Origin of the sequence: Hyphomonas sp., from assembly GCF_041689225.1 — a bacterium.
Lineage (GTDB): Bacteria > Pseudomonadota > Alphaproteobacteria > Caulobacterales > Hyphomonadaceae > Hyphomonas.
Genome location: NZ_JBDNGN010000088.1, coordinates 1 through 16,605, shown reverse-complemented (window position 1 = coordinate 16,605; position 16,605 = coordinate 1). Strand labels below are relative to the sequence as shown.

18 protein-coding genes are annotated in these 16,605 nt (G+C 62.5%); 8 read left to right on the top strand and 10 right to left on the bottom strand.

The annotated features are described in order from the left end of the window. The first annotated feature begins 33 nt into the window (after positions 1-33). Together ACESNB_RS08180 and ACESNB_RS08175 are read left to right on the top strand one after the other, a co-directional pair. On the top strand, positions 34-1,572 hold the full coding sequence (locus ACESNB_RS08180; protein ID WP_373006139.1) for a DUF1800 family protein: 1,539 nt from the start codon (positions 34-36) through the stop codon (positions 1,570-1,572). Between the two features lie 23 nt (positions 1,573-1,595). Next, the gene (locus ACESNB_RS08175; RefSeq protein WP_373006137.1) at positions 1,596-3,032 is read left to right on the top strand and encodes a DUF1501 domain-containing protein; all 1,437 of its coding nucleotides are present in this window, start codon (positions 1,596-1,598) and stop codon (positions 3,030-3,032) included. A 6-nt stretch (positions 3,033-3,038) separates the two neighbouring features. Here the strand turns inward: ACESNB_RS08175 and ACESNB_RS08170 are convergent, their stop codons facing one another. Beyond that, the gene (locus ACESNB_RS08170) at positions 3,039-4,190 is read right to left on the bottom strand and encodes an alpha-hydroxy acid oxidase (protein WP_373006135.1); all 1,152 of its coding nucleotides are present in this window, start codon (positions 4,188-4,190) and stop codon (positions 3,039-3,041) included. 97 nt (positions 4,191-4,287) lie between these two features. Here ACESNB_RS08170 and ACESNB_RS08165 point away from each other — a divergent pair, with 97 nt between their 5' ends. Genes ACESNB_RS08165 through ACESNB_RS08155 form a run of 3 tightly spaced genes read left to right on the top strand, consistent with a single transcriptional unit; the run spans position 4,288 to position 5,331 of the window. Beyond that, on the top strand, positions 4,288-4,545 hold the full coding sequence (locus ACESNB_RS08165; protein WP_373006133.1) for a hypothetical protein: 258 nt from the start codon (positions 4,288-4,290) through the stop codon (positions 4,543-4,545). Then, on the top strand, positions 4,502-4,951 hold the full coding sequence (locus ACESNB_RS08160; protein WP_373006176.1) for an alpha/beta fold hydrolase: 450 nt from the start codon (positions 4,502-4,504) through the stop codon (positions 4,949-4,951). Before ACESNB_RS08165 ends, ACESNB_RS08160 begins: the two co-directional genes overlap by 44 nt. Continuing rightward, complete coding sequence (locus tag ACESNB_RS08155) at positions 4,951-5,331, top strand: alpha/beta fold hydrolase (RefSeq protein ID WP_373006131.1); 381 nt, start codon at positions 4,951-4,953, stop codon at positions 5,329-5,331. The genes ACESNB_RS08160 and ACESNB_RS08155 overlap by 1 nt, the downstream gene beginning before the upstream one ends. 3 nt (positions 5,332-5,334) lie before the next feature. Here the strand turns inward: ACESNB_RS08155 and mutL are convergent, their stop codons facing one another. Next, positions 5,335-7,197, bottom strand: a complete 1,863-nt coding sequence (mutL, locus tag ACESNB_RS08150) for a DNA mismatch repair endonuclease MutL (RefSeq protein WP_373006129.1) — start codon at positions 7,195-7,197, stop codon at positions 5,335-5,337. A 137-nt stretch (positions 7,198-7,334) separates the two neighbouring features. On the opposite strand from mutL, the gene ACESNB_RS08145 reads away from it, so the two are divergent. Then, a complete protein-coding gene (locus ACESNB_RS08145) occupies positions 7,335-7,895 on the top strand; it encodes a cytochrome c family protein (RefSeq protein ID WP_373006127.1) in 561 nt (186 codons plus the stop codon). A 10-nt stretch (positions 7,896-7,905) separates the two neighbouring features. Here ACESNB_RS08145 and ACESNB_RS08140 read toward each other — a convergent pair whose 3' ends face one another. From ACESNB_RS08140 to ACESNB_RS08120, 5 genes are all read right to left on the bottom strand, one after another. Continuing rightward, complete coding sequence (locus tag ACESNB_RS08140; RefSeq protein ID WP_373006125.1) at positions 7,906-8,199, bottom strand: hypothetical protein; 294 nt, start codon at positions 8,197-8,199, stop codon at positions 7,906-7,908. Positions 8,200-8,202: 3 nt separating this feature from the next. Further along, positions 8,203-8,598, bottom strand: coding sequence for a hypothetical protein (locus ACESNB_RS08135; RefSeq protein WP_373006123.1), 396 nt, complete (start codon positions 8,596-8,598; stop codon positions 8,203-8,205). 89 nt (positions 8,599-8,687) lie between these two features. Next, positions 8,688-9,182, bottom strand: a complete 495-nt coding sequence (locus tag ACESNB_RS08130) for a MarR family winged helix-turn-helix transcriptional regulator (protein ID WP_373006121.1) — start codon at positions 9,180-9,182, stop codon at positions 8,688-8,690. A gap of 257 nt (positions 9,183-9,439) precedes the next feature. After that, complete coding sequence (locus ACESNB_RS08125) at positions 9,440-10,144, bottom strand: DUF805 domain-containing protein (protein WP_373006119.1); 705 nt, start codon at positions 10,142-10,144, stop codon at positions 9,440-9,442. Between the two features lie 72 nt (positions 10,145-10,216). Beyond that, entirely contained in the window at positions 10,217-11,278 is a 1,062-nt protein-coding gene (locus ACESNB_RS08120) for an enoyl-CoA hydratase/isomerase family protein (RefSeq protein WP_373006117.1), read from the bottom strand. 133 nt (positions 11,279-11,411) lie between these two features. Here ACESNB_RS08120 and ACESNB_RS08115 point away from each other — a divergent pair, with 133 nt between their 5' ends. Further along, complete coding sequence (locus ACESNB_RS08115; RefSeq protein ID WP_373006115.1) at positions 11,412-11,666, top strand: PilZ domain-containing protein; 255 nt, start codon at positions 11,412-11,414, stop codon at positions 11,664-11,666. 11 nt (positions 11,667-11,677) lie between these two features. On the opposite strand, the gene ACESNB_RS08110 is transcribed toward ACESNB_RS08115, so the two are convergent. From ACESNB_RS08110 to ACESNB_RS08100, 3 genes are all read right to left on the bottom strand, one after another. Further along, positions 11,678-12,517, bottom strand: coding sequence for a TauD/TfdA dioxygenase family protein (locus ACESNB_RS08110; RefSeq protein ID WP_373006113.1), 840 nt, complete (start codon positions 12,515-12,517; stop codon positions 11,678-11,680). A 48-nt stretch (positions 12,518-12,565) separates the two neighbouring features. Continuing rightward, on the bottom strand, positions 12,566-15,097 hold the full coding sequence (locus tag ACESNB_RS08105) for a zinc-dependent metalloprotease (RefSeq protein WP_373006111.1): 2,532 nt from the start codon (positions 15,095-15,097) through the stop codon (positions 12,566-12,568). A 75-nt stretch (positions 15,098-15,172) separates the two neighbouring features. Then, positions 15,173-16,312 (bottom strand): isobutyryl-CoA dehydrogenase, encoded by a 1,140-nt coding sequence (locus tag ACESNB_RS08100; protein ID WP_373006109.1) that lies wholly within the window; start codon positions 16,310-16,312, stop codon positions 15,173-15,175. Between the two features lie 62 nt (positions 16,313-16,374). Here ACESNB_RS08100 and ACESNB_RS08095 point away from each other — a divergent pair. Then, a partial coding sequence (locus tag ACESNB_RS08095) for a hypothetical protein (protein WP_373006107.1) occupies positions 16,375-16,605 on the top strand: 231 nt, incomplete at its 3' end.

The following is a 16,605-nucleotide window of genomic DNA, read 5'->3' as shown; positions in this document are numbered from 1 at the left end:
ACGCGGATTGATGACGAGGCTGAAGCACAACGCGTGCTGGCACGGGCGACCTTCGGAAGCGATTATGCCGGCATCCAGGCAGTGGTCGGCCTGGATACCGAAGACTGGGTGGCAGCCGAAATCAACAAGCCGGCCACGCTTTATCTCCCCGGCCTGACCGCCCGCCAGAATTCCGGCGAGAATATCGATGCCCAAGAACACCGTGGCGTGCTTTGGAATAACATGATCGGCGCCAACGACCAGTTGCGCACGCGCATGGTGTTCGCGCTGTCTCAATTGTTCGTCATTTCCGATACCGACATGTACGGCCAGACACTGCAAGTCGGCTATTTTCTCGATGTCCTCGCCAACAACGCTTTCGGAAACTACCGGGATCTGCTGGAAGAGGTCACCTATTCCAGCGCCATGGCGCGCTACCTGACATATTGGCGCAACCAAAAAGGCGATCCGGCGACTGGCCGCATGCCGGACGAGAATTATGCCCGCGAATTCATGCAGCTTTTCACGATCGGCGTGATCGAGCTAAATCAGGACGGTACGCCCAAGCTGACCAATGGCCAGGAAGTCGAGACGTTCGACAATGACGATGTCGAAGGCCTTGCCCGCGTCTTCACCGGATTCAGCTGGAAAGGCCCCGGTTTCTTCACAGGAAGCCAAGGCAACAATTCAAAGCGCCTGGTCGTTTTTGACGGCGAGCACTCGTCGCTGGAAAAGCGCTTCCTCGGCACGGTCATTCCCCCGAACACAGGCGGAGACGAAAGCGTCAGGATCGCCCTGGATACGATCTTCGCACACCCGAATGTCGCGCCTTTCGTGTCACGCCAGCTGATCCAGCGGTTCACGGCCAGTTCGCCCAGCCCGGCCTATGTCAAACGCGTCGCCGATGTCTTTGATGCGGGCCGCTATACCGCGAAAAACGGCACTGTTTTCGGGTCCGGCGAGCGTGGCGACCTGGCGGCGACAATCGCCGCTATCCTGCTCGATCAGTCCGTGAACGACGACAATGCCACGACAGACGCCGAGAATGGCAAGATTCGCGAGCCGGTTCTGAAATTCGTTCACTGGGTCCGTGCCTTCGACCTGACCAACATCGACTCTGCCCGCGAATACACGCTGAGGGATGCATCGAGCCCCTCGTCCGCGCTGGGCCAGCAGCCCCTGTTCGCGCCGTCAGTGTTCAACTTCTACCGGCCCGGATTTGTCGCGCCGGGCACCGAAACCGGTGCACGCGGGCTCACCGCACCGGAATTCCAGCTGGTCAATGAAGGCTCGGCCATCGGCTTCATGAACATCATGACGCGCTATATTTTCGATGACACGCCCCATTCGGGCACCGCACCGAGTTTCACACCGGACTATGGTCCTGAAATCGCCATCGCCGACAATGCCAGCGCGCTGGCCGACTATCTCGACCTTTTGCTGACTGGCAATACGATGACTCCGGAACTCAAGGCCGACATTGTCGACGCCGTGAACGCGGTTCCGGTTACGTCGGACGCCGATCGCAAGCGCCGGGCCCAGCTCGCCGCATTCATGACGATCACCTCACCCGCTTACGCAATCCAACGCTAAATCCAGATTCAGGGATAACCAGAATGGCTAACATGAATCGTCGCAACTTCCTCCGCTCGGGCGCCGCCACGGGCTTTCTCGCAGGAACGGGTGTGCTCAGCACTCTGACGAGTGGCAAGGCTTTCGCTGCCAATACCAGCGGATACAAGGCGCTGGTCTGCATCTTCCTGAAGGGTGGCATGGACCATGCCGATACGGTCATTCCGCGCGACCAGACCTCGTATGACCTGTTGCGAAACGCCCGGCCCGGCCTCTACAACGCCTATGGCGTCGGCTCCGGCACGTCGTCGCGTGATCTCGCGAGACTACACGCGCTCAACCCGACCAATGCCGCGAGTTTCGGATCGCGCCTGTTTGGCCTGCCCGAGCAAATGTTGGGGCTCCAGGAAATCTTCGAGGCGGGCGAACTGGCCATTGTCGGCAATGTCGGTCCCCTGATCGAACCGACCACACGCTCGGACCTCACGCGCGTCGGCGTGCAACTGCCACCAAGGCTTTTCTCGCACAATGACCAGCAGTCGACCTGGATGTCTCTGGGCGTCGAAGGTGCCCAGTATGGTTGGGGTGGCGCGTTCGCGGATGCCGCCCTGCGGTCTGACTCCTCACTGAACCCGCGCTATGCCATGGTCTCCGCCGGGCCGAACGATGTGTTCCTGTCCGGCAAGGAAGGGCGTCAGTTCACCACGAGCGCGGGCGGAGCCCAGGGCGTTACCCTGGTAGACCAGCCCTATATTCTCGGCGGCGAATCCCGCTTCAATGCGGCGCGTGACCTGCTTGACGAATATGTCTCCAAAACCGGCTATGGCGAGACCAACCTGTTTGCCCGCGACTTTGCCCGCCAATCCGGTAATGGCGTGATCAGCAGCCGCGCCTATGATACGGCACTGGAGTCGTCACCCGGTATTGCCACCGAATTCCCCGGCAGCAGTATCGGCTCCCAGCTGCGGAGCGTGGCGAATACGATCAGTATACAGGATAAACTCGAATCCAATCGTCAGGTCTTCTATGTCTTCATGGGCGGCTTCGACACGCATAGCGGCCAGACCAATACCCTACCCGCCTTGCAGACAGCGCTTTCTGAAGCCATTTCGGCCTTCCGTACATCCATGGTGACGCAGGGGACATGGAACGACGTCACCCTGTTCACCATGTCCGAGTTCGGACGCACGACGATCGACAATGGCGACGGCACCGATCATGGCTGGGGTGGCCACCATTTCGTCACCGGCGGATCGGTTGCCGGCAAGCAGATCTATGGCGATATTCCGACGCCGGATCTCGATGGCGAATCGTTCACCTCGACCCACGGTCGCCTGATCCCGAAAGTGTCGGTCGAACAATACGCCGCGACCCTGGGGTCATGGTTCGGGCTCGACGCAGGTGAACTCGCCGCGGCCCTGCCCAATCTGTCGAATTTCAGCCAGAAGGATCTCGGCTTCCTGGGCGGCGCGACGACCTGAGCAGCCTCAGCGCGTCCGGAGCCGGAGCAGGCTCTGGTCGAGATCGGATACGTCAGGCACACCGAGCAATCCGAGAAGCCGGGCGACATCGACCGACATGATCTCGAGCGCGCGCGCCACACCGGCCTCGCCGCCGGCGGCAAGCCCATACAGGCAGGCTCGGCCAAGCGCGACGCTGGTGGCACCGCGCGCGATCAGCTTGAGCACATGGCTGCCGCGTCGTACGCCGCCGTCCGCAATCACTTCAATCTCGTCCAGCACCGCCTCACGCACCTCCGGCACGAGATCGACGACCGGCACGGACGTATCGATCTGGCGGCCGCCATGGTTGGACAGCCACACGGTGCTGGCGCCCGATCCGACGGCCCGCCTTGCATCCTCTGCCGTACTGATGCCCTTTATCGCGAACGGACCGCCCCATTCCTTCGCCATCCATTCGGCGTCTTTCCATGTCATTGTCCGGTCGAACAATTCATTGATCACGCCCATTACGTCACGCCCGCCTGTATCGACGCCCTCGAAATTCGCCGGGCCGATCTCGGGAGACCGGGCAAGGTCGGCGAGGTAGCCGGGACGCGCCAGCGCCTGGGTTGCCGTTTTCCAGTTCACTGAGGGCGGAATGGAAAAGCCATTGCGCGGGTCGCGCTCGCGATAACCGGCCGATACGGCATCGACCGTCAGGATGCAACCGACATAGCCCGCCGCCTTGGCCCGGGCGAGAAAGTCCCGCACGATGCCCCGGTCTTTCCAGACATAGACCTGGATGAATTTCGGAATGTCCGGCGCGGCGGCTGCAATCGTTTCGATCTTGTGGCTCGCCAATGTCGACACCGAATAGGCAATACCCGCGGCCTGCGCCGCGCGCGCCGTCGCGAGTTCGCCCTGCATGGGATGGAACAGGCGCGACGCCGCCGTCGGCGATACAAAATATGGCTGCGCATTCGGCTGGCCGAGCACTTTGGTGGCCGTCTTGATCTTCGACACGTCAACCAGCGCGTTCCACACCCACTCATAATCGGCAAACCGGTCCACCGAGCGGCGCAAGGTGATCTCGTCCTCCGCCCCGCCATCGATATAGTCGAACACCATGCGCGGCAGGCGCGCCTTCGCCAGGCTGCGCAGATCGTCGATATTAATGGCAGATGCTGCTCCAGCCATGGCACGTCCTCCCTTGCCCGGTATCCCGCGATTCCGTTTTACGGCCCGTCAGGCCTTCTTTAGGCTTGCCCGCACCAGATACTCCGAGGGGGCCACAATGCGCAACTACCTGTCTATCGCAATGCTTGCACTTGCCGTAGCGGGATGCTCCCCGCAAAAGCCGCCCGAAAGCCCGGCGGCAAACACACCGGAAATTGCCGCTGCAGCCGCGACCGAGATCACGGATGAGGCGGGCGTCCGCGTGATCCCGATCACGACCCCGAAGGGCGACTTCAAGGTGTGGACGAAGAAAGGTCGGCGACAATCCCCGCATCAAGGTCCTGCTTCTACACGGCGGGCCGGGCGCAACCTATGAAAGCTTCAAGCCCTTCGAGGACCATTTCCCGCAAGCTGGCATAGAGTTCTTCTATTACGACCAGCTCGACTCCTACCTCTCCGACCAGCCTAATGACCCTGACCTGTGGACCATCGCGGCAGCGCTCAGCGAGGTCGACCAGGTGCGCGAGGCGCTCGGTCTCGACGCGGACAATTTCTATCTCTACGGCCAGTCCTGGGGCGCCATGCTGGCGATGGAATACGCACTTGCCCACCAGGACCATATCAAGGGCCTGATCATCTCGAACATGATGGCCAGTATCCCGGCCTATATCGACTATTCGAAAAATGTCCTTCAGCCGCAAATGGACCCGGATGTGCTGAAAGAGATCCTTGGTTACGAGGCCGCCGGGATTTCGCGAACCCGCGCTACATGGAGCTGCTGATGAACACCTATTATACTCAGCACATCCTGCGCCGACCGGTCGATCAGTGGCCGCCGGAAGTGATGACCATGTTCGAACATCTCAATGGCGCAAAATACGTCGCCATGCAGGGGCCCAGCGAAATGGGCGCCGGCGGCACGCTGGTTGATTGGGACCGGTTTGCCGACCTGCACGCAATCACCGTGCCGACACTCGTCATCGGCGGGCAGGAAGACACGATGGATCCGGCTTACATGGCGAGCATGGCGGATGAAATCCCGCATGCTGACCTAACCATCTGCCCGGATGCCGGTCACCTTGCGCAATACGACAATCGCGAATGCTATTTCGGGGGGCTCATCGGCTTCATCGAGAAGGTCGATAACGGCGTCGCGAATTAGGGGCTAGCGCCGCCCGAACAGGCGCTCGACGTCAGCCAGTTTCAGCTCCACATAAGTGGGGCGGCCATGATTGCACTGGCCGGAATGGGGCGTCGATTCCATCTGGCGAAGCAGCGCGTTCATCTCGTCGCTGTTCAGCCGCCGCCCGGCCCGCACGGAGCCGCGACAGGCCATGTTGCCCATCACTTCCTCGAACCGCTCCTTCAGGGCGAGGCCGGCATCATATTCGGCAAAGTCATCCGCCAGGTCGCGGATCAGGCCGATCGCGTCCATCTCGCCGAACAGCGCCGGTGTCGCCCGCACGCACACGGCGCCAGCGCCAAAGGCCTCGATCTCCAGCCCGAGTTCGGCCAGTTCATCCGCGCGCTCCAGCACGCGCGAGGCTTCGTCCTCGGTCAGTTCAACAACATCAGGGATCAGCAGGGCCTGGCGCTTCACGCCCCCTGCCGCCATCTGGCGCTTCATGTCCTCGTAAACGAGTCGCTCGTGCGCGGCGTGCTGGTCGACGATGACGATCCCATCTGCCGTCTGCGCGACGATATAGGTTTCGTGCAATTGCGCCCGCGCCACGCCCAACGGGAAATCGCCCTGCGGCGTTTCCGGCACAGCCTCCACCCGCCCCGTCGGCGCATCGCTATAGTCGAAAGGCGGGGGCGGCGTTTCACCAAAGCCGCTGCCTTCATATGTTTCGGGCCGTGGCGCCTGATAGGCATATCCACCGCCAGTCGCCGGACGCGACGCAAACAGCGCCCCGGTCGGCATCGGTGCTTCCGGCTTCGCCCGCCCGAGCGCAAACCCAGCGACCGTCGTAGACGCCCTGTGCCCGGCAGCCGCCAGCGAGTGGCGCAGCGCACCGATCATCAGCCCCCGCACATTCCCGGCATCGCGAAAACGCACTTCCGTTTTCGCCGGGTGTACGTTGACATCCACATATTCGGGGTCGAGTTCGACGAACAGCGCCGCCATCGGGTGGCGATCGCGCGCCAGGAAATCCTGGTAGGCGGCGCGGATCACGCCATTCAGCATCCGGTCTTTCACCGGGCGACCGTTGACGAACATGAACTGCATCTGCGCATTGCCGCGATTGAGCGTCGGCAGGCCGGCAAAGCCCTTCAGCCGCACGCCTTCGCGCTCGGCATCGATGGCCACGGCATTGTCGCGGAAATCGCGCCCCATGATCGCGCCCAGACGGGCGAGTTGTCCGGCCTCGCCGTCGGCTTCGGCGGCATGGCGGAACAGGCTGCGCCCATTGCTTTCGAGGCTGAATGCAACAGCCGGGTTCGCCATGGCAAGCCGTTTGACGACATCGGAGACGGCCATCGTTTCCGAGCGCTCGCCCTTCATGAATTTCAATCGCGCCGGTGTCGCATGGAACAGGTCGCGCACTTCGATCCGCGTCCCCGTCTCGCCGCGCCCGGTAAAGGCCGCCGGCCGGGGGCCTTCAATCCGGCCCGCCTCGACGAACACGTCGGCCGCATCCTCGCCCGCCGCCCGCGAAGTCAGCGTCATCCGGCTGACGGATCCGATGGACGGCAGCGCCTCGCCGCGAAAGCCCATCGTGTGAATGTTCAGGAGGTCGACGTGACCATCGGCGCCGGGGGCCAGTTTCGACGTCGCATGGCGCTCCAGCGCGACCAGAAGGTCATCGGCCGACATGCCGCAACCATCGTCCTCGATGGCGATCCGTTTCAGGCCGCCTTCTTCAATCGCGATCGACACGCGCGTCGCGCCCGCATCCAGCGCGTTCTCGACCAGCTCCTTCACCGCCGCCGCAGGGCGTTCCACGACCTCACCGGCCGCGATACGGTTGACCACATCGGGCGGCAGTCTGCGAATCTGGGGCTTCGGGCGGACGGAATCAGGCATGGTGGAACAGTAAACCAGCCAGCAGGCTTTGTCGCGGGCTGGCATCATCGGTGCGAAGTGTCGCGCTGCATATGGTTGCAACGCTCCCGGCATCGGCTCACAATGCACTCAGACCCGTCTGAAAAGGATTCCGCGCCATGTCGCCATTTCTGAAATCTGCCACAGCCATTGCTGCCTTTGCCCTAATCGCCGCCTGTGGCGGTTCCAGCACCGACGCGGCGACACCTGCAGCCCCAACGCAAACGCCGACTGAAACGGTCGCAGCCGCCCCCGCGCCGGCGGAAAAGCCGGTTGTCGCGCCCGCTGCTGCGCCAGTCCCCGGCGAGCCCAGCCCGGAATTCGCCGCGCTGCCTGCCCCTTACAACATGGCCGATTACGCACGTGGCAAGCGCACGTTCAAGCTGTGCCAGTCCTGCCACCTGACGGCAGAAGGCGCCGGCAACCTTGTCGGACCCAACCTGCATGGCCTGTTCGGACGTGACGTCGGGTCAGTCGACGGCTTTGCCTTTTCCGACGCGCTCGAGGAGGCCAATTTCGTCTGGGAACCCGTCCATCTCGACGAATGGCTGACCAATCCGCGCGCGTTCCTGCCCGGCAACCGCATGAGCTTCGCGGGCGTCCGCAAGCCGGAAGACCGGCTGGGCCTGATCGCCTACCTGATGGTGGAAACCGGTTACACGCCGCCGCCGGCAGAATAGGGCTGCGCGCCTAGCGCCGGGTCGTCAGGGCGATGAGGTAGGCGTTTTCCTCATAGGCGCCGCCAAATTCCTCACGGTATCCGACCGATACGTCGATATGGCCGAAATGATAGCCGACCTGGCTCTCGAACTTGTTCGAGTCCGCGCTGTCATTGCTGCGTTCGAGCCAGACCTGCTGGGTCACGAAGATCCGGTCCGAAATGTCCGCGCCATAGCCGAATTCGGCTTGGTGCCGCACGCAGCCATCCTGATGGCTGATCATCGCGAAATCGCTGAACAAGTAGAATCCCAGCGACTTGCGCACGCCTCAATAGCCGCCGCTCAGCCGTGCCTCGCCGCCCCATTCATCGCAACCGAACGTGCCGGCAATCGCGCTACCATAGACGGCCGCCGCCTCCGCCCCGAAGGTGAACCCCTTGTGTGACCACAGCTGGCGGCGCAGCGACACACGATCGGACTGCCGGTCAATCTCACCGATACTGTCTTCGTAGAATACGGCTTCGGTCTTGCCTGTCAGCGTAAGGCGATCCGTCAGCCCGTATTCGCCATAGGCATCGGCCCGTGTACCGTCGAGACCGTTGAGGGTTTCAGTCGAGACGAGCCCGCGCAGGTAAAAGCCGCCATCGTCACGGGTCCACGGCCCTGCCTCAGCAGGACCGCAGGCGTACGCCGCCTCCAAAGCCACCAGCCACAATCCCTTCATGCCGACAATATATAACCAAAGTAGAAATACAAAAAAGCCCCGCCACAAGGACGGGGGCAATTGTGATCCGCAAAGATTGCGGTATCCGCTTAGAGGCGGAAGCGGATCTGGTCGGACCAGAAGCGCTCTAGGCGCGAAATGGTCTTGTTCAGTTGCGACAGGTCGTCGTGACGCACGCTGGCCGTTGGCTCGAGCGCCGAGGCCTGCTTTTCGAACAGGTTGGCAACACGGTCACGCACCTTAAGGCCACGTTCGGTCAGGCGAAGCGTCACCGTCCGCTTATCGTCCTCGGAACGCGTCTGGATCAGGTAACCGCCTTCCTGGAGTTTCTTGACATTGTACGACAGGCTGGTGCCGGCAAAGGCGCCACGAGCCCGCAGGACAGAGGCCGGGGCCTCATCGTCGCCGATCTCGTAGATCAGCAGGGCCTGGACGCCGGTCAGCGACCGTTCACCACCGCGCTCGAGGTCGTCCTTGACGACGTCGTGCAGACGACGGTGCGCCTGCTCAAGAAGGGACAAAGACTTGAGAAAAGACTCGCCAACGGAAAGGGGTGCAGTTTCCTGCATATCGGAGATCATCATTACTTCCACCATCACTCAACTTTTGTTGTAGTTTGAGTAGATTTACGCGATCAATCCTAATTATTTGATAATCATACCCTCTTCTCAAGTGTTGATTGTTAACAAATGGACGAATTCATTAACCGTTACTGCCTCGAAACGTGTTTTCGAGGAAAATTGCGCCGAAATACGTCTGAAACACGAATTATGACGGCCCCGCAGGTGAGGATGGCCATCAATTCATGATGAATACTTGGTAAATAGGGAATCCGGCCGATCTAGGCGAAAGTATCGGCAGTCGTGGCGCCCATATACTTGGGGCTCGGCCCATGCTTGTTCGCCGCCGGTTTGCTGTCCAAGATCATCAAGACCAGCAGGATCAGGCCGCCGATATAAGGAATGAGGCTGATCAGGTACATCCAGCCACTCAGGTCGCGATCATGCAGCCGCCGAATGGTGATCGAAAGCGATGGCAGGATATTGTAAAGCACGAACACGATGAACAGAATCGGCAGGATGATCGGGTCGCCGTACTCGTCAGTGCCATAGAATGCGAGGCTGAGCATCACATCGACGAGCAGCGCCGCAACATAGAAGATCGTCGCAAACAGGACATAGCCCCAGTATTCAGCGCGTCGCGCGCGGCCATGGAACTGAACAAAGTTCTTGGTCAATGTTCGCGTGAAATAGGCCCACAATCCATCGCTCTTCAATGGCACAGCGGTGGCATACGCCGCCGTCGGCAAGGCAGGCGGCGCGCCCGCGTAGGCTGGCGGGGTGGTTGCAGGCTGGGCAGCTGCCGCTCCCAATGCATAGATGTCGCGCGCCTCTTCGCCCATGCTTATGAAATCAACCGTTTGGCCGGCGTGCAGAACCGCGCCGTTGCGAACCTGCAACTGCGTGAACTGGTAGCGCTGGCCATCCTCGCCCAGGATCAGACCCGCGCCATCCAGATTATCAGGTTTAAGAACTTCACCGCGCATTGCCTGTCTCCCTCAGCCGCCCAAGGGTTTGTGGCCGATGAGCAAACGGGTTGTCCACCCCGAAACCAGAGATCAGTCGAATTCGAGCTCGTCGGTGCCCAAGGATTCGAAATACCGGGCGACGTCCGCCTCGCTGACATCTTCCAGGCGCGCAGGTGACCAGACGGGCGCATTGTCCTTGTCCACGATCACCGCCCGGACACCTTCGAGGAAGTCGGGGCCCTGCACCTTCCGCCAGCCGATGCGATATTCCATCCGCATATTATCCCTGAAGTCCGTCAGGCGCCCGCCTTCGCGCAACTGGCGCAAGGCCACTTTCACGGTCTCGGGCGACTTGGTGCGCAGCACGGCCACCTGTTCCATGGCCCAGTCACTGCCATCCGTCTCCAGCGCCGCCACGATCGCTTCAGCGCTGTCCGGCGCGAAGCAGCGATCGATCACCTCGCGATGCGGCTCGAAACTCGCCGCCGGGACGGCATGGGTCAGCCGGCGCAATATCTCGTTCAGCAGGCCCGCCGCATCGACCGAAAAGTCGGCCCCCTCGACCTGCTTCTTCAGGTTCGCGACCAGTTCGGACGGCACGAAATGCGTCGCCACGCGCGCGGCCGCCACATCTGCGCCCTTCAGGCGGGCGCCGGTCAGCGCCAGCCATGTGCCCAGCGCCCCGGAAAGCCTTGGCAGGAACCAGCCCCCGCCGACATCCGGGAACAGGCCGATGCCGGTCTCCGGCATCGCAAACACCGTCCGCTCGGTCGCCACCCGGTGCGACCCGTGCACGGACAGGCCGACACCGCCGCCCATGGTCACGCCGTCCATCACTGCCAGCACAGGCTTGGGAAAGGCTTTCAATGCCGCGTTCATCCGGTATTCAACATTGAAGAAGGCCCGCGCCTCGCTGGCATCGCCCGCGCCGCTTTCCGCCAGCATGCGAATGTCGCCGCCGGCACAGAAGCCGCGTGTGCCCTCTTCATGTTCGACCATGACGAGATAGACAGTCGGATCGCCCGCCCAGCGTTCCAGCGCCGACAGGATCGTCTCGCACATGGGCGTATTCAGGGCATGCAGGGCCGATGGCCGGGTCAGGGTAATACGGCCGAGTCCCTTGTGAACGTTGATCCGAACATCTTCAGCCATGGGCATTTCCTTTGTCAGTCATTGTCTGAATGCTTCAAAACGCGCCTTAAGATAGGGCGGTCTGTTTACCAGTTTCTGTCACATACACTTCTCGACGCGCCAAACCATGCCGTTGCGTCCGAGAGGAAGTAAAATGAATACGACGATGAATCGCAGGGGCCGCAGGACAACTCTGGCGCAATCCGGCATGATCAGGCTGGGCCTGTTCAAGCGCCTGCCATGCGAAATCCGCGACGTGTCGCCGGGTGGCGCACGCATCGTCACACCCGCGGGAGTCGACCTGCCCGAACAGTTCGTGATGCACATACCTCAGTTCAAAAAGCCGCGCACCTGCATTCGCCGCTGGCAGAGCGGCTGCGAAACCGGCGTCGAATTCAAGCTCGACTAGGCGTTCCACGCTCAGTGCAGTACGCACCCTTCCAGCGTGATGCGGTGCATGATGCGGCGCTGGCCGTGATAATCGTTCAGCGCCCAGTGCCAGGTTGACCGATTGTCCCAGAACGCCACCGATCCCGGCTTCCAGCTGAACCGATAGGCGTGCTCCTGCTTCATCGCATGCGCGAACAGCTGCGCCAGCAGCTCGGCCCCCTGCTCTTTCGACTTGCCCGCGATCCCCACCGTGAAGCCCGGATTCACGTAGAGCGCCTTCTTGCCGCTGAGCGGATGCGTGATCACCACCGGATGGACAACATCCTCCAGCACGTCTGCCGCTGCCGCATTGCCGATCCGTCCGCCACCCGCATCGGTGGTGTTGTAATAGGTCTGCTCCTGCGAGCCGAAAATATGCTTCGCGGAATGCACAGCCGAAAGGCCCTCGATCTCCGCCTTGGTCGCATCGTCCAGCGTGTCATAGGCGCGATACATGCTAGCGAAGAACGTGTCCCCGCCCGTCTCCGGCAGGACTCGCGCGACCAGCACCGACCCCATAGCCGGCTCCACGTCATAGGAATGGTCTGTGTGCCAGCCGCCGCCAATATTGTCCTTCTGGTCAGCCTCCTTGGCCACCATGGCAATTTCCGGATGGTCGGGATGGGCGGCGAAGAAGCGGTTGATATTGATCGGCGAGAACCGTTCGCCAAAGGCAATATGGTCGGCCTCGCTGAGGTCCTGGTCGCGAAAGAAAACCACGCCATGATCGGCATAGGCCTGCTTGATCGCATCCATCTCGCCGCCCGTGACCTTTCGCAGGTCGACATCCGTTATCTCTGCGCCCACGCCGGGCAACACTTCAATCTGCATTGCGTTTCTCCCATTCGCGCCAGCTTCAGCCGGTCTCGTGAGATCACTCTAGCGCAGAAGTTCCGTGTCGCAATGCCAGCAATCCTCACCCATATCCGACCCGATCGGGCTGCCGGGCGGCATATCCACGCCGGCCGCCGCCGGGGCGGCTGGCATGGCAGCGCGCGCGAGATGCGCCGTGATCTTCCGCGTGATGTCCGCGCCGGTCGCCATGTCGACGGCACTGGCGCGCCGAACCTTCGCGGCAATCCGCTGCGCCAGCGCACCAAGATAGGCATCGGTCCGGGCGACCGTCTCCGGCGTTGCGCTCGCGTCCGACGCGAGATCGATCAGCATTGACGCGTATCGCACCTGCTCCCGGCGCAGGATGCCCGCCTGGCGCGGCGTGGCGGGCGCGGCGAACACCACGCCCTCGACGCCGCCCAGCACATCCTCAAATGTCAGCGACGCCGGGTCGCGCCGCTGCGTCTCGATCAGGCGCGCGATCCGCGCCGGATGCAGCAGCGCGCCCAGCGTCTGCGACGCCGCTGCGTCTGCCGCCGCCATCAGATCGAACATCGCCCCGGTCGTGCCCGGGAAATATTCTGCGCCTGACGCGCCTGCTCCAAAGGAGTCGAGCGGCGTGTTGAGCAGGTTCAGCGTTTCATCCGGCAGGTCCAGCGCTGCCGGATCGAGTGTCGCGATCAATGCATCTAGCGCCGCCTTCTGGCGCGTTTCCGGCACGGGCGCCCCCGCCTGCCCGCCATCGCCGCGCAGCGAATAGCGGAAATCATACCCGCCAATCGATTTGGCCGCCGCCGCTATCTCATAGCGGTGATACAGGTAGACGGGCACGAGCACCGCCCGCAGGTCATAGGTCGGCTCGCCCGCCTGGATGACGTCCAGCCCGAACCGGCCAAGCGCCACTTTCCGAACACGCATCGTCTCGTTCAGCGCCGCAATCGGGTCATTTCCATTGTCCCAAACGCTCGCATAAGGATGACTGCTGCCCAGACCCCGCCCCTGCGCATCGTCAACGAAGCGCAAGCCGCTGGCATAGGCGGCACGCAAAATCTTGCTGCCCTCGGCACCTGCATCGGCCTCGTCAGGATACTGCGTATACAGCCAGGTTGCCGCCACCTTGTCCCATGCGCCGATGCCGACTGCATAGCTGGACGAGAAATCCAGTGCGCCATCGTCGCCCACCGTCACCAGCGGCGCGGGATAATCCATCACAGAGGCGCGGTCATTGGCCGAGGCCGCGAAATTATGCGCAAAGCCGAGCGTGTGGCCCACCTCATGCGCAGCCAACTGGCGGATGCGCGACAGCGCCAGTTCCACCGGATCGTCCGCTGCGCCCGTGCCGGTCTTGCCTGTCCCGGCCAGTCCTTCGAAGATCATCCGGTCCTGCCGCACGCGCTGGCTGCCGAGAATGACATTCGCCTTCAACATCTCGCCCGTGCGCGGGTCATACACACCCCCACCATACGACCAGCCGCGCGTCTGTCGGTGCGTCCACTGGATCACATTGTAGCGTACGTCGAGTGGATGAACGCCCTCGGGCAGGACCTCCACGCGATAGGAATCCGGGAAGCCTGCCGCCGCGAACGCATCCTTCCACCAAGACGCGCCCTCGATCAGCGCCTGGCGGATTTGCTCCGGTGCGCCGGAATCCACATAGAAGACAATCGGCTTGATGGCCGGGCTGCTCGCCGCTGCCGGGTCCTGCTTCTCCAGCCGGAAGCGCCGGGCAAAGGCCTGCCTGACCTGCCCAGACAAGGGCGCGGAGAAATCATAGAAGCCGACATCGATCGCCCCGCTGCGCGGATCGAACAGGCGCGGACGATAGCCGTCGTCCGGCAATCGCACCAGCGACTGGTGCTGCACCAGCGTGAAGGCCCGCGCATCCGCCGCCGTCGCGCTCACCTGTGATTGCGGGTCGTCGCTTGTCAGTGTCAGGAAGGCATCGAATTCCACATTGTCCGGGAAGCTCAGCGCCTGCGAGGCGTCCGGCATCGACCGGTCTTCTGCAATCGAAAACTCCCCGCCGTCCGGATTGGCCTTCAGGATGCCGCGCACATTCAGCGCATCCCGCGTCAGCAAGCCCTTGAGGTCGACCAGCAGCGCCCCGTCCGGCCCCTCGGCGATCACGTCCCCCGCCCAGATGAACGACCGCGCAAAGGATTCCCGCACCGCCTTGCGCTCCAGCGCATTCTCGGCGCTCGCCCGGTAGGTCCAGTTCTCCTTCTCCGCGATCACCTTCTTGGCGACGCGCCGGAAGGCGAGAATTTGGCCCTCGTCGAAATAGCCCCGGTCGAGCCCGATCGGATTGGAGCCTAGCCCCGCCGTCAGCCCGGCCGAATGGATCGCCCGCAGCAACACGCCGTCCGCATCCGGCGCCGGAAACGCCGCCAGCACGCGCCCGCCCTTCGTATCCGTATAGATGTCGAGAAAGCCCTTGGTCAGCGTCAGTCCCTTGGTCGCCGTGGCCCAGTCCACACTGTCCGGCGTCTCTGCGGCCACCGACGCCTTTGGCTGCGCGGCATACGCCGTGGGAATCACGGCAAACACCGCAAGCAACAGGACAGCAACAAGGCGCATGAATTCTCTCCGGGAATGTCTGACTGCCCGCAAGCTGCCGCATCACCCGAAGGGTTTCAAACGCTTTCTCGGAAATCAGCCCTTCAACATGTCCCGCGAGATGATCACGCGCATGATCTCGTTGGTGCCCTCGAGGATCTGGTGCACGCGCAGGTCGCGCACGATTCGCTCGACGCCATAGTCGGACAGATAGCCATAGCCGCCATGCACCTGCAGCGCGTCATTGGCCACCTTGAACGCCGTATCGGTGACGAAGCGTTTCGCCATCGCGCACCAGCGCGTCGCGTCCGGCGTCTTGCCGTCGAGCCGCCCGGCGGCCTCGTACAGCATCACCCGCGCGGCCTGCAGCTCGGTCTCCATGTCGGCCAGCTTGAACTGCATCGACTGGAACTCGGCCAGCGCCTTGCCGAACTGCATCCGCTCCTTGGCATACTCAACAGCCTTGTCGAGCGCCAGCTGCGCGCCGCCCAGCGCACAGGCGGCAATGTTCAGCCGCCCGCCATCCAGGCCCGCCATGGCGAACTTGAAGCCGTGGCCTTCCTCGCCGATGCGGTTCGCCGCCGGCACGCGCACGCCATCGAGGATCACCTGCGCCGTCGGCTGGCTCTTCCAGCCCATCTTGCGCTCGTTCGCCCCGAAGCTGAGCCCCGGCGTGCCCTTCTCGATGATGAAGGCCGAGACGCCCTTGGCGCCATCGTCAGAGGTGCGCGCCATCAGCACGTAAACGTCCGAGACGCCCGCGCCCGAGATGAACTGCTTGGTGCCGGTAATGACATAATCGTCGCCGTCCTTCACCGCGCGTGTCTTCAGGCTGGCGGCATCTGATCCTGCGCCCGGCTCGGTCAGGCAATAGCTGGCAATCAGCTCCATGCTTGTCAGGCGCGGCACCCATTCCTGGCGCAGCGCGTCCGACCCGAACGTGTCGATCATCCAGCTCGCCATGTTGTGGATCGAGATGAACGCCGCAGTCGACACGTCGCCATAGGCGAGCTGTTCGAAGATCAGCGCCGCGTCGGTGCGCGTCAGGCCCGATCCGCCGACATCGTCCTTCACATAGATGCCCGCAAAGCCGAGTTCAGCCGTGCGCTTGATCACGTCGACCGGGAAATGGCTGTCGCGGTCCCAGGCATCCGAATGCGGCAGCAACTGGTCCCGCGCAAATTTCTGCGCCATGTCGCGGATCATAACCTGTTCTTCTGTAAACATGGCGCTCATTTGCATTTCAATCCTTATTCACTAGAAGCAACAGCAATGACAAATAGCGGCAGCGAGAGTCAATGCGACGTCTAGCCGAAGATTATGCGATCTCACGGTCGACACAGGATGAAATCCCTGTGCTGATCGCCATCGATCTGGCTGCCGGCGCCCTGTTTGCCGACACCGGCCTGCTATCCCCCGACGCGCTCACAGACCACGTTCCGCCGGAAGTGTTCGAACAGGCCATCGCCGCCAGCGACCTCATCATTGCACGCGGCCCCGCGCAGCAGCCGGTCGGCTTCGCGCTCACG